The sequence below is a fragment of the Ferrimonas pelagia genome, assembly GCF_039543565.1.
Taxonomy (GTDB): Bacteria; Pseudomonadota; Gammaproteobacteria; order Enterobacterales; family Shewanellaceae; genus Ferrimonas; species Ferrimonas pelagia.
The window spans coordinates 1-12190 of record NZ_BAABJZ010000016.1 but is presented as its reverse complement, the minus strand read 5'-3'; the positions used below and the strand labels follow the sequence as shown (position 1 = coordinate 12190).

Sequence of the window (12190 nt, the reverse complement as noted above, 5' to 3'; positions counted from 1 at the left end):
CATGACCGACTACTTAAAATCTCTCACCTACCGCGTTGCTAAGGGGTTTGCGACAGCCTGCTGCGTGGGGTTGATGCTGTTGCCGGCCGTCTCACAGGCAGGCGGGCCAGCAGGTTTGGTTCCTATGAGTTTTCCGGTACCCATCTATAAATCTCGAACGATGGGGTTGGACAAAGCGGCATCGCGGATCTCCGTCGGCAATCCGGAAATCGCCGATATATTACTGATCAACCCTCAGGAGCTTTATATTTTGGGGAGGCAGTTGGGTAGCACCAATATCATGGTTTGGGACGGTAACGATAATCTCGTTGATATTATCGACATCGAAATTACGCATGATCTTAATGGGCTAAAAGAGAAACTCTATCGGTTCTTGCCCGAAGAAGAGATCCAAGTACACAGCTCACAAGGGCAGTTGGTGATCGGTGGTCAGGTTGCCAATTTGGATAAGATGAACCAAGCGCTGGATCTTGCCCGTGGCTATGCGATTGCGGCGGATAACTCCGATAACACCAGCACCGTGCTCAATATGATGTCGGTGGGTGGCGGACATCAGGTGATGTTAGAAGTCACCGTGACCGAAGTTCAACGGGAATTGGCGCGCTCGTTAGATTCCGATTTTGCCCTGGTGTTCGACGGCAGTGATTTTATTGGTGGGATCTTGGGTGGGGATGGTCTCCTTAGTGACAAGGGTATTTTTGGTAGTTATGTCAGCGGTGATGTGCTGTTTGAATTTGCCATGGATGCAGCCAAACAGCAGGGCTTGGCACGCGTGCTGGCCGAGCCAAACCTAACCACCATGAGTGGCCAACTGGCCGAGTTTCTCTCAGGCGGTGAGTTTCCGGTGCCGGTGCCTGATCGTGATGGCACAACCATTCAATATAAAGAGTTTGGTGTGGGCGTGAAGTTCGTTCCTACGGTGCTGAGCAATGGCCGCATCAACCTTAATCTTAATGTTTTGGTCAGTGAATTAAGTAATGCCAATGCCGTTGGCATTATCCCTGCGGGCTCGACCACTGGGTTGGTTACGCCTTCTATCATCAAGCGCAGTGCCAACTCAACCGTTGAACTTGGAGATGGACAAACCATCGCGATCGCAGGGCTGCTGAGCAATACCATTCGAGAGAGCATGGACGAACTTCCAGGTTTGGGTGAGATCCCGGTATTAGGCCAGCTATTCAGCAGTCAGGAATACCGAAATGGTGAGACTGAACTGGTGATCTTGGTTACGCCACGCTTGGTTCGTCCTGTTAATAAAGACGACCTGTTGTTGCCGACCGACGGCTTTGTCGATCCCACGGATCTTGGTTTCTATCTTATGGGGCAGCTCTCGAAGCGGGATCTCGATCAGCAACCGGATACAAGCCCTAACGCGCCCGTGGCTCAGGAGCCTATTGCCCCTGCCACCGATGGCGGTGGTACCCAAAATAAATACGGCCATAGCCTCTAAGGAGTCAGCATGAGAATCGTCGTTTGTTTGGCCATTGGCCTAGCCGGGTTAGCTGGCTGTGAAAGTAATAATGTGATGAAGCAATTTGCACTGGGTGGCAGCATTGAATCGGTCAAGCAGCAGGAGATCCTTGATCCTGATGCGGCTCGACGCAACGCAGGCAAGCTGGTGGATTTAGATGGCACCTATGGAAGCAAGGTGATGGAAGGGTACAGAGAGTCGACTTACGAGCCTAAGGAAGCACGTGGGGAGATCAGCAAGTTCTCAGTCTCAGGTGGCGCGGGTCAGTAGGTTCGTAGCGCAGAGGTTGAACGGGGGTGCGCAGCATGTATGTGAGTTCTCATTCTGGATATGGCTCGGGTCTCTCGAGGAGTCGAGGGGCGGTCTTAATAGTGATCGCCATTGCGATGTTTGCCATGCTGGCGATGGCAGGGCTGGCTCTGGATGGAGGCCATATGTTGCTTAATAAAACGCGACTGCAGAATGCGGTAGATGCGGCAGCGTTGAGCTCGGCTGTGGCTCTTGATCAAGGAAAAACCCAACAAATAGCTAAACAAGAAGGGATAGCAACGCTAGCCGGTGCCTTGTCTGCCGGTGACTTCAGCCAACTGGATGACGCCATTGAATTGACCGGGCTGAACTATGCGACGGCGGATCTGTCTTCGCAGATCACGGTGGAATTCTCTTTGCAGCCAGATCCCTTTATTCCGACCACGGATCCAACGGCGGACTATGTTCGGATCTTGGTTGATGAAGTTAATCTCGCGTCCTATTTGGCCCGGATCATGACCTTCGATAAGTGGATCAGTGCCTCGGCGGTATCCGGCCCCAGCACCGCAATCGATTTTTGCAATACCAATGTATTACCGATGACCGTGTGCCTGTGCGATACCGCCGATTGCGCCGCAGCGGGGGATAGTGCCAGTTTTGGCTATCCGCACGAGACCTTGATGGCGATGAAGTTAGCTTCCAGTAACGATACAGACATCGGGCCGGGCAACTTTCGTCTACTCGATTTTGAAGGGCTTAATGGGGCCAATGGGATCCGGGATGCGTTCGCCGGCAAATATACCGGTGAAGAGTTCTGTTTCAGTAAAACCGACGACTCGGTGGTGACCAAACCGGGTAATAATGTCGGACCCACGGCTCAGGGCCTGAATACTCGGTTGGGTATATATTTAGGTCAATTCAAAAAGGAGTCTGATACCTACCCTCGTGATAAGTCGACCTGTGTGGGTGAGGAATTGGCGGTGACCGAAGACCGAGACGTGATCTATGAAGCCGACAAAAATAGTGATGCACCGGTTGATGTAAACGATGAACCCGGTGGGCTTTATCGTCACGATGATTACGATAACGACTATAGCAATGCCAGTGCATCTTCAGCTTGCTTAGCTGGGGGATGGGACGGTACGGGTGGCGATAGACGGCGGGAGTTTGCCATTGTTGTGTCGGATTGCAGCGGCGAGGATACCGGTAAGTCGAGTCTACCATTTGAAGGGTTCGCTTGCTTCTTTATGAGCCAAGAAGTGGTGCAGACAGGGACCGATAACTTTGTGATTGGCGAGTTTCTCAATGACTGTACCGGCAACGGCTCTCCGAGCTATGACACGAGCGATAACGATGGCCCCTATCAGATCGTGTTGTACCGTAACCCGTCCAATAAGGATTCGTAATCATGAAAACGGTTCCTGGTTCGATGAAACGTCAACGCGGAGTCGCGGCGGTGGAAGCGACCATCGCTTTGCCAATAGTGTTCTTTTTGTTTCTGGCGACGGCGGAGTTTGGTCGGCTAATTTATCAATATAATCAGGTGAATAGCTTGGCGCGTGATGCTTGTCGATACTTGATTAGCAATACTCGATTAGGGTCCAATGATCAGGTTGAGATCAGCGATTCGGTGGCATTGGCAACGAAACGGTTGGCTGTGTTTGGCAATGTGACCTCCGGAACGCCATTAATGCCCGGGATGACGATAGATGATGTCACGGTTGCGTTGGTATCGGATGAGCTAGTGACGGTATCGGTAACATACGATTGGACACCCATATTTGGCAGCAGCTTAAATACCTTTTTCGGTAATAGCCTTGATCTGACCTGGGATCTCACTGCCACATTGTCGATGAGGCCGCTATGAGAGTAAGACGTCAACGAGGCACCTATCTAACCGAATTTGCGATTGTGGCAAGCGTGGTATTTACAGCGATATTCGCTGTGCTGGAAGTGGCGAGATTGATGTACACCTACAATGTACTCACGGAGGCTTCGCGTCGCTCCGCACGACTTGCGGCAGTGTGTGCACCAAATAATCCGGCAGGCGTCCCCAGTGTTTATGAGGATCTTAAGTCTCTTGCGCTATTTGACGGAACAACGCTGGTTAAGAACCTTACGAATGACAATTTAACCATCGATTACTTAGATAAAGATGGTGCATCGGCGTTGACTTACTCTGCGATCAGTCTGGTTCGGGCATCGATATCGGATTACCAACATCAATTATTGATCCCAGGATTTTTTATTACGTTGAATGCGCCGACCTTTGTCACCATCCTGCCGCGAGAGAGCTTGGGTGCCACACGATTTGGCATTACCACCATATGCAGTTAGCTGAGGGGATCTTATGAATGCACCGAACACACATGGTACCCATTTAGAGCTCAGCGATACAGGATCTGTTGAGCGGATCGATATGGTGGGGCGGCCACGAAGTTTACCTGTGTTGTTGCCGACCTTATTGGTGGTGCCTGACGATATGCACGAGCAGGAGTTGGCGGCGCTCTTGATGTCTCGGCCCAACCTGAAGCTGACGATGATATCCGCTGAGGAGGCGAGCAGTGAGTACTTCGACGCGAATCGCCTTTTAGTACTAATGCTGCCTGCTGAATTGGAATCGGCCCAAATCTTGTTGCAGCAGTTTGCCGGTAAGTGTCCGCATTTCTTGGCGGTTGGTGAGGGCATGTCGCCGCAGATCCTGCGCGAGGCGATGAAGGCAGGCGCTTGTGACTACATCCCTTTAGGCGAACAGTCCGATGAATTAGAGCGCACCTTGTTCCGGGTGGCGGAAGCGGTGGCGGCTGAAATGGAGTTGGGGCCATCGGTTGTGGTGATGAACAGTAAAGGCGGCTGTGGCACCAGCTTTCTTAGTGCTGCCATCGCTGACCACTTAGCCTGTCGCAATGGCGATTGTCCGGTGGCATTGGTCGATGGTGATCATGTGCAGGCCGGACAGTCTCACCTGCTCGATGTCGATCCAGAGTACTTCTTTTATAACGCATTGAGCCAGGCGGAAGAGCTGGATAACACAGCCCTTGTGGGCATGATGACGCAGCTTGATGAATTGCACCTGTTGCCAGCGATGCCATACAGCCAACAGGAAGGGACCGAAGAAGCGCATCTGCAACTGCCACATTTGATGTTTAAGTTACGGGGCTGTTACCGGGCCGTGGTGGTCGATTTGTCCCGTGGGCCGGAGTATTGGTCCAATGGCATCGTTATGGACTCTCAGGCCATTTTAATCGTGATCCAAGACAGCTTAGCGTCGTTGCGAAGTGCAACGGCGACGGTGCGGCATTTGGTGTTCGAACTAGGGGTCGCAAAAGACAAGTTACATATTGTCTTTAATCGTTACAGCGCAGGGAAGAGCGCACTGTCGTTGCAAGATGTGCAGCAAACGACAGGCGTGGCATCCGTGTTCACTGTGAGAAACGATTTCCGATGTGTCAACGCATGCTTAGATGAAGGCAAGCGCTTGTCTGAGTTTGCGGCAAAAGAGCCATTAACAAAAGATGTGGGCCTGATCTGTGATGCTTTGTTCCCCGATCCACAAGCGGAGCAAAAGAAAGGGCTTTGGGCGAGATTATGGCGTTAACCGTTGAGGAATAGCCTGCATGGATACACAAGCAAACCATCAAAATTCGTTCAATTTGCAGTGTCTGAATGAACAAGAAAGTAAGATAAAACAAGAATTATATGAACGGCTTCTGGATATGCTTGATGTCGCCAAGCTGGAGGCGACCGAGGAAAAAGAGTCTCGGCATCAGATCGCTCGGTTGTGCAATCAGCTACTGAGTGAGCGGCCCAAACCGATCAGTCTTTCAGCTCGGGATAAGATCATCAAGCAGATCAACGATGAGATCCTGGGTTTGGGGCCACTGGAGCCTTTGCTGGCGGACAATACCGTTTCCGATATTTTGATCAACAGCCCCAAAAGTATTTATGTCGAACGGTTTGGCAAGTTAGAGCCTGTACCATTTACCTTTCAGGACGATCGACATCTGCTCAATACGATAGACAAGATCGTCTCAAACGTGGGCCGACGAGTTGATGAATCAAGCCCGTTGGTGGATGCCCGCTTGAAGGATGGCTCGCGGGTCAATGCGATCATTCCGCCATTGGCGTTGGATGGCCCGAGTATGTCCATTCGTCGCTTTACCGTAGATAAGCTGACCGCCGAACAATTGATTGAGTACCAGGCGATGACTCAGGCGATGTATGAGGTGCTCAAAGCCTGCGTGGTAGGAAAGCTCAATGTCTTGATCTCAGGAGGAACCGGCAGCGGTAAAACGACCATGTTGAATGTGTTGTCTGGGTACATTCCAAATGATGAGCGGATCATTACCATTGAGGATTCCGCGGAATTGCAGCTTCAGCAGCCACACGTTGTCCGACTCGAGTCACGGCCGGCAAACCTTGAAGGGCGCGGGGAGATCACCCTGCGGGATCTGGTGAAGAACAGCTTGCGGATGAGGCCCGACCGGATCGTCGTTGGTGAGGTAAGGGGAGGGGAAGCCCTGGACATGCTGACGGCAATGAACACCGGGCATGAAGGTTCTTTGACGACCCTTCACGCAAACAGCGCCCGAGATGCGCTGAGTCGATTAGAAAATATGGTGTGTATGTCAGGCTTCGATATGCCAGTAAAAAATATTCGAACTCAGGTGGCATCAGCGATAGATCTCATTGTCCAGCTTGAGCGGCAGGAAGATGGTCGCCGGCGGGTCGTCAGTATTCATGAGATAAACGGTATGGAAGGTGAGGTGATCACCATGTCAGAGTTATTTGTGTTCCGTCGTAAAGGTCGAAATGAAGATGGAACCATTCGTGGTGACTTTATGGCGACCGGGGTGATCCCCGGATTCTATGACGAGTTGGTCAGTAAAGGGATCAACCTGTCTCACAGCCTATTTAATACAAGCGAAGGGTTCGAGATCCTTTGAGGGGCATCCAATGAGTGTGCAGATCATCTTTCTCGGTTGTGTGTTTATTGCGGTGTTGCTGCTATCGCAAGCGTTGTTTATTCCCATTACTCGACCGCAACGCGGTAATACCAAAGTGGTGCGTGAACGCTTGGCGAAGGTAGCACAAGCAAAGGGAACCGAGGGGGAAGTGGTTTCCATTGCGATGGAAAATCGGCTCAAGAAAGCGTCAAGTCTCGGGTTGGCTCTTGAGAAAAATGCTTTTATTCATGAGCTTTCATTTAAATTGCAGCAGTCCGGCTCTAACTTGTTGGGATATCAATATGTCTTGCGGGCATTGTTGACTGCTGGCGTACTCGCGGCAGCAGTCTGGTTTTGGCAACACGATCCTCTGTATGCCCTGTTTGCGTTTGTACTGGTATTGATGTTGTTCAATATCAAGCTGAATCGCCAGTTTAACAATCGGATGGAACTGCTTGAGGAGCAATTTCCTGAGGCGCTTGATGTGGTTAAGCGAGCTTTGCAAGCGGGTTACTCGTTTACCGATGCAGTGCGGCTTACGTCGGAAGAGATGAGTGATCCGATCGCACATGAGTTTAAGATACTGTTTTCAGATATTAACTATGGCAAAGATACGCGCCGCGCTCTGCTCCACATGATTGAGCGGATCCCTTCTGTATCGGCAATGGCGTTCTCAACCGTGGTGCAGGTACAAAAAGAGACCGGGGGGAATCTGGCGGAGAACATTAATAACCTATCGGTGATCATTCGCAAACGGTTTGCCTTTCGGCGAAAGGTAAAAACGCTTTCCGCCGAAGGTCGCATGTCTGCTTGGGTACTGACGCTTACGCCTTTGGTGCTGTTCGCGTTGCTGTTCGTTACCAGCCCAGATTACGCCAATGAGTTGGTCGATAGCGAAGAGGGGAATCGTTTGATGCTCTATGGTGGTATTGGCATGCTGCTGGGGATCTACTGGTTAAGCCGCCTGATCCGGATCGAGGTGTAACCATGGACTATCTATTTGCTTTGATTAAAGAAGGTTTGCAGGATCAGACCTATTATGCCTACGTGATCTATGTGGTTGCTGGGCTGGCGGGAGTCACTTTGGCGATCAGTATTGCCTACATTATTAGTGGTCTTTATTCTCCCTTTCGGCAACGATTGGCAAAGTTAAACAGTGCGGGCGGGGGCGTGCAAGCGAGCGGTGATTTTGATAATTCATTAGAGCACTCTTTAAATAGCACCTCCGGATTTTCGCGTTATTTTTTATTTGGTGGTGATGAGATCAAGCGGCGCTTGGTGCATGCGGGGTATCACTCAGACAGTGCGTTAGCTGTGTATAACGGCACACGGATCCTGTTTGCTTTTATTATGTTATTGATCGGCTTGGCTGTCTTGCAGATGAATTTGGACGTAGAGCCAAAGACAGAGATCTATATCATGGTGGTGCTATGTTCTCTGGGCTTTCTGTTACCGAGCTTTGTGTTGGATCGGTTGGCGGATGAACGAATGCGGGCAATGCGTATCGGCTTTCCCGACGCGCTAGATATTCTGGTGGTATGTTGCGAAGCGGGACAGGGGTTGATGGCTGGGTTGCAGAAGGTCGCGCTCGAACTGCAGGTGAGTCACCCCAAGTTGTCGGATGAACTGATCCTGGTGTGCCAAAAAGTGCGTGCAGGATTCACCATTGATGTGGCACTGAAGGAGTTCGTGAGTCGGACGGGTTTGGAGGAGATCAAAGGCCTGAACAGCGCGATCACCCAAAGTATGAAGCTGGGAACCGGGATCGCTGAAACCTTAAGGGTCTATGCTGAAGAGTATCGTGATAAACGCATGCAAGCAGCGGAAGAGCAGGCAGCGAAGTTGGGGGTCAAGATGATCTTTCCTATGGTGCTCTGTATTTGGCCGTCGTTCTTTATTGTCGCTGTGGGTCCGGCGATCCTGAAGGTTCTGCAAGCATGGAATGGCACCAGTTAACTTGGGGAAGGGTGATGACAGATAAATGGCGTAGGCGCGTTAGGTCCAACGGTTTATTACTGATGATGTTGGCATTATTAGCAGGTTGTCAAAACACACCGGACGATCCGATCAAACCGGATCTTTCCCAGATAGAGCAACAGGCAGCAACGTCTTTGCAGCGTGGACATTATCCTACCGCGCTGAAGCATTACCTAGAGCTTTTGGAATATGCGCCGGACAATGTGGATGCAATTTATAAGATCGGTGTGATCCAGTCTAAGTTGGGACAAGATCATCACGCCATGAAGGCTTTTCGTGATGTGCTGAAACTGCAGCCTGACCATATCGGTGCGTTGGCAGAACTGGCCGTCACCGAACTGAGTCATGGCGACAGCCGGGAAGCGAAGATCCACCTGCGATCCGCACTCGATTTAGATCAGCAGAGATTAAACGCGAATGATCCGACCATTAAGATCATGCTGGGTGAAGAGAATGAGTGGCACGGGCTGGATCGGGGATCACCGGTTAAGGCATACCTTGCTCAGGGGATCGTTCATGATATGAAGAGCGAGTATGAAGCGGGGCAGAAGATCTATCGATTGGTACTCGAGCATGATCCCATGTCGGCGGACGCGTTAAATAATTTGGGCTATTCCTATTATCTAGCTGGAGATCTGGCGCAAGCTGAGATCCACCTGCGTAAGGTCACACAGCGCCATCCCAATTACCGGCGAGCGTGGACCAATCTCGGCTTGGTTTACGTACGAATGGGGCATACGGAGCGGGCTTTTCAGGCCTTTAAGCGCGTAATGCCGGAGGCGGATGCATATAATGATATTGGTTATTTTGTGTTACTGGATAGCCGCTTGGAGGAAGCAGAGGCCTTGTTCTTAAAAGCGATAGACAGTTCGCCGAGTTACTTCGTCAAGGCGCAGGACAACCTAAAGCGAGTGCAAGCACTCCTCAAGCGGCAACGGTTGGCGCAAGGAGGCGAGCCTGATCCGATCGAAGCGCAATTTAAGGCTGAGCTGGTAGGTTCAGGCTATTCAGGACTTCAATCACTGAGCGATACGCGCGCTCTGCAGTAGCGGTGGAGGCGGAGGCCATCGCGCCTCCGTTTTCCGATCTTGAGCGTTGGTCGTCAAAAACGAGAGTTAACCTCAGGCGCTGCATCTCGTATAATGGCCGCAGTTAGTACCAGAGGCCTGAACCCGAAATGATTGAAGCCCCCGTTGTAGATGATCTGCAGTACCCGTTCCCGCCAAAGCCATTGCCATTAGATAACCAAGAAAAGCAGGCATATAAAGAGCGAATTAAGCATCTGTTGAAGGAGAAGGATGCGGTCCTCGTTGCACATTACTATACCGATCCTGAGATCCAAGCGTTGGCTGAAGAAACCGGCGGTTGCGTCGCAGACTCATTGGAAATGGCACGATTTGGTAACGATCATCCAGCGAAAACCCTATTGGTGGCTGGTGTGCGGTTTATGGGAGAAACGGCTAAGACCCTGACTCCAGAGAAAACGGTATTGATGCCAACATTGGACGCAACCTGCTCATTGGATCTGGGCTGTCCGGCGGATAAGTTTGCTGAGTTTTGTGACGCCCATCCAGATCACACCGTAGTTGTTTACGCCAATACGTCCGCTGCAGTGAAGGCGAGAGCGGATTGGGTGGTAACATCCAGCATCGCGCTAGAGATCGTCGAGCACTTGGATAGTGAAGGGCATAAGATCATCTGGGGTCCAGACCGGCATTTAGGCAGCTACATATCTAAGCAAACTGGGGCCGACATGCTTATGTGGCAAGGGGCCTGTTTGGTACACGATGAGTTTAAAGCGAATGCGCTATTGGCGTTGAAAGCTCAAAATCCTCATGCGGCTGTGTTGGTCCATCCTGAATCACCGGAGTCGGTAGTCGAGGTTGCCGACGCGGTTGGCTCGACTTCTCAACTCATTCAGGCGAGCCAAACCATGGATAACGACACCTTTATCGTGGCGACAGATAAGGGGATCTTCTACAAAATGGCACAACTGTCGCCAGAGAAGACCTTTATCGAAGCGCCAACGGGCGGCAACGGCGCAACCTGTCGAAGCTGTGCCCATTGCCCATGGATGGCGATGAATGGCTTAGTTGCGATTGAAAATGCGCTGACATCTGATGATAAAAGTGAACATGAAGTGTTTGTCGATGAAGCGTTGGCCCAACGCGCGATGTTACCGCTAAATCGGATGCTGGATTTCGCCGCGGAACTCAAGATGAAGATCAAAGGCAACGCCTGATCGGATGAACTAAGATAAAAACGCCGCTCTAGCGGCGTTTTTTATGGGAGCAAATCAGCATGACCGAAGGATTGGTAAGTGGGATCCGTTTTCGCGTCTTGGATCTCTATGAGCAAGCACTGATGCAGCTGCCGGCGCTTAGGGAGGAGGGGGATCGTGAGGCCTTACACCGGTACCGAGTCAACTTGAGAAAGTGTCGTTGTTTATTGGAGCTGTTTATTGAAGAGCTGTGGCAAACTCCAGCCTGCGCACTCTCGCTGAGCTTTGCCGCCCAGATCAAGGTGAGTAACCTTGTGCGTGATCTGGATGTGTTTGTGGCTCAGCTGAAGCCAGGGCCATTGCGTGATTATGTTGAGCAACTACGTCAATTCAGGCTAGCCAACCTTCACGACCAACTTCATCGATTAGAACGTGAACAACTCCTTTGCCAAAGTGTGTTGGCCTTGAAATGGACATTGAATCAAACGCAGCTGGCGGATGCCACGGTTGATATCAGTGAGCAATTGCGGCTTCAGATCATTGCGCAGACAGAACGAGCGCTCTCGACGGGGAAAAGTAAGCATTGGCACCGTGTTCGGATCTTGGTTAAAAAGCAGCGCTACTTGATCGATCTGTGCCTGCCTCAGGGGCGGAGCGGTTTAGCGCAGGAGTGGCAAGATCGCTTGGGTGCATTCAATGACAGCTGTTGCCAATTGACGATCTTAAACGACATTGAACCGGGATCTGCAGAACTGAAGACGGAGTTGTTAAGCCAAAAGAGCGACTTACAGCTGCAAAAAGCTCAGACACTTGATGTATTGGTTAAGCTGGGCCGACGAGAGTTGAAGAAAAAAAACGCATTCGGTCATTTGGTCGAAATTAATCGTTGACTCAATACGGCGACTTCCCTAATATGCGCAACCCGTAGCGACGCGATACCACATTGGTGTCTCGCTGCAAAAAATTGGTCAGGTGTCCGAGTGGCTGAAGGAGCACGCCTGGAAAGTGTGTATACGGCAACGTATCGAGAGTTCGAATCTCTCCCTGACCGCCATATTGCGAAAGCCCCAACCGAAAGGTTGGGGCTTTTTCGTATCTGTTTCACCTTGATCCGCTAACCTGTGCTGCTACCAACGGCTTGTTCCTCTCTGGTCGATGGTTGCGCCTGCCGCTCCCGTTACCTGTGATGGTTCAATAGCAGCGAGGGTGTTCATAACTCTGTGTCAGTAATCTAATTCACAAGTCGATGTATTCGTCCAATCGACCCTCAAAGTGGATCGACAACTGAGACAGCGTCAAATTCCAATTCTGGATGGGGTGCGACCA

12 protein-coding genes and 1 tRNA gene are annotated in these 12190 nt (G+C 51.0%); all 13 read left to right on the top strand.

The features are described from left to right. Position 1: 1 nt before the first annotated feature. The 13 genes from ABEA08_RS06285 (at position 2) to ABEA08_RS06225 (ending at position 11918) form a co-directional block, all read left to right on the top strand. Positions 2 to 1450 carry a type II and III secretion system protein family protein gene (locus ABEA08_RS06285; protein ID WP_345334387.1) on the top strand — a complete coding sequence of 483 codons (1449 nt, stop codon included), beginning with the start codon at positions 2 to 4 and terminating at the stop codon, positions 1448 to 1450. 9 nt (positions 1451 to 1459) lie between these two features. After that, a complete protein-coding gene (locus ABEA08_RS06280; protein WP_345334385.1) occupies positions 1460 to 1741 on the top strand; it encodes a hypothetical protein in 282 nt (93 codons plus the stop codon). Positions 1742 to 1776: 35 nt separating this feature from the next. Then, entirely contained in the window at positions 1777 to 3126 is a 1350-nt protein-coding gene (locus ABEA08_RS06275) for a Tad domain-containing protein (RefSeq protein ID WP_345334383.1), read from the top strand. Between the two features lie 2 nt (positions 3127 to 3128). Beyond that, a complete protein-coding gene (locus tag ABEA08_RS06270) occupies positions 3129 to 3587 on the top strand; it encodes a TadE/TadG family type IV pilus assembly protein (protein WP_345334381.1) in 459 nt (152 codons plus the stop codon). Next, a complete protein-coding gene (locus ABEA08_RS06265) occupies positions 3584 to 4057 on the top strand; it encodes a TadE/TadG family type IV pilus assembly protein (RefSeq protein ID WP_345334379.1) in 474 nt (157 codons plus the stop codon). The genes ABEA08_RS06270 and ABEA08_RS06265 overlap by 4 nt, the downstream gene beginning before the upstream one ends. Before the next feature lie 13 nt (positions 4058 to 4070). Further along, positions 4071 to 5318 carry a CpaE/TadZ family protein gene (locus ABEA08_RS06260; protein WP_345334377.1) on the top strand — a complete coding sequence of 416 codons (1248 nt, stop codon included), beginning with the start codon at positions 4071 to 4073 and terminating at the stop codon, positions 5316 to 5318. A 19-nt stretch (positions 5319 to 5337) separates the two neighbouring features. Further along, the gene (locus ABEA08_RS06255) at positions 5338 to 6666 is read left to right on the top strand and encodes a TadA family conjugal transfer-associated ATPase (RefSeq protein ID WP_425557339.1); all 1329 of its coding nucleotides are present in this window, start codon (positions 5338 to 5340) and stop codon (positions 6664 to 6666) included. Between the two features lie 10 nt (positions 6667 to 6676). Beyond that, a complete protein-coding gene (locus tag ABEA08_RS06250; RefSeq protein ID WP_345334373.1) occupies positions 6677 to 7651 on the top strand; it encodes a type II secretion system F family protein in 975 nt (324 codons plus the stop codon). Between the two features lie 2 nt (positions 7652 to 7653). Beyond that, positions 7654 to 8622 (top strand): type II secretion system F family protein, encoded by a 969-nt coding sequence (locus ABEA08_RS06245; protein ID WP_345334371.1) that lies wholly within the window; start codon positions 7654 to 7656, stop codon positions 8620 to 8622. 14 nt (positions 8623 to 8636) lie between these two features. After that, the gene (locus tag ABEA08_RS06240) at positions 8637 to 9692 is read left to right on the top strand and encodes a tetratricopeptide repeat protein (RefSeq protein ID WP_345334369.1); all 1056 of its coding nucleotides are present in this window, start codon (positions 8637 to 8639) and stop codon (positions 9690 to 9692) included. 128 nt (positions 9693 to 9820) lie between these two features. Then, positions 9821 to 10885: a quinolinate synthase NadA gene (nadA, locus tag ABEA08_RS06235; protein ID WP_345334367.1), complete on the top strand. Its 1065-nt coding sequence runs from the start codon at positions 9821 to 9823 to the stop codon at positions 10883 to 10885. Between the two features lie 59 nt (positions 10886 to 10944). Further along, on the top strand, positions 10945 to 11754 hold the full coding sequence (locus ABEA08_RS06230) for a CHAD domain-containing protein (protein ID WP_345334365.1): 810 nt from the start codon (positions 10945 to 10947) through the stop codon (positions 11752 to 11754). Positions 11755 to 11830: 76 nt separating this feature from the next. After that, a tRNA-Ser gene (locus tag ABEA08_RS06225) sits at positions 11831 to 11918 on the top strand. Positions 11919 to 12190: the final 272 nt, after the last annotated feature.

Excerpts from the sequence above, each read along its gene's own strand:
- ABEA08_RS06255 (WP_425557339.1), top strand. The coding sequence starts at position 5,338 with ATGGATACACAAGCAAACCATCAAAATTCGTTCAATTTGCAGTGTCTG.
- ABEA08_RS06270 (WP_345334381.1), top strand. The coding sequence starts at position 3,129 with ATGAAAACGGTTCCTGGTTCGATGAAACGTCAACGCGGAGTCGCGGCG.
- ABEA08_RS06240 (WP_345334369.1), top strand. The coding sequence starts at position 8,637 with ATGACAGATAAATGGCGTAGGCGCGTTAGGTCCAACGGTTTATTACTG.
- ABEA08_RS06285 (WP_345334387.1), top strand. The coding sequence starts at position 2 with ATGACCGACTACTTAAAATCTCTCACCTACCGCGTTGCTAAGGGGTTT.
- ABEA08_RS06230 (WP_345334365.1), top strand. The coding sequence starts at position 10,945 with ATGACCGAAGGATTGGTAAGTGGGATCCGTTTTCGCGTCTTGGATCTC.
- ABEA08_RS06275 (WP_345334383.1), top strand. The coding sequence starts at position 1,777 with ATGTATGTGAGTTCTCATTCTGGATATGGCTCGGGTCTCTCGAGGAGT.
- ABEA08_RS06250 (WP_345334373.1), top strand. The coding sequence starts at position 6,677 with ATGAGTGTGCAGATCATCTTTCTCGGTTGTGTGTTTATTGCGGTGTTG.
- ABEA08_RS06245 (WP_345334371.1), top strand. The coding sequence starts at position 7,654 with ATGGACTATCTATTTGCTTTGATTAAAGAAGGTTTGCAGGATCAGACC.
- nadA (WP_345334367.1), top strand. The coding sequence starts at position 9,821 with ATGATTGAAGCCCCCGTTGTAGATGATCTGCAGTACCCGTTCCCGCCA.
- ABEA08_RS06260 (WP_345334377.1), top strand. The coding sequence starts at position 4,071 with ATGAATGCACCGAACACACATGGTACCCATTTAGAGCTCAGCGATACA.
- ABEA08_RS06280 (WP_345334385.1), top strand. The coding sequence starts at position 1,460 with ATGAGAATCGTCGTTTGTTTGGCCATTGGCCTAGCCGGGTTAGCTGGC.
- ABEA08_RS06265 (WP_345334379.1), top strand. The coding sequence starts at position 3,584 with ATGAGAGTAAGACGTCAACGAGGCACCTATCTAACCGAATTTGCGATT.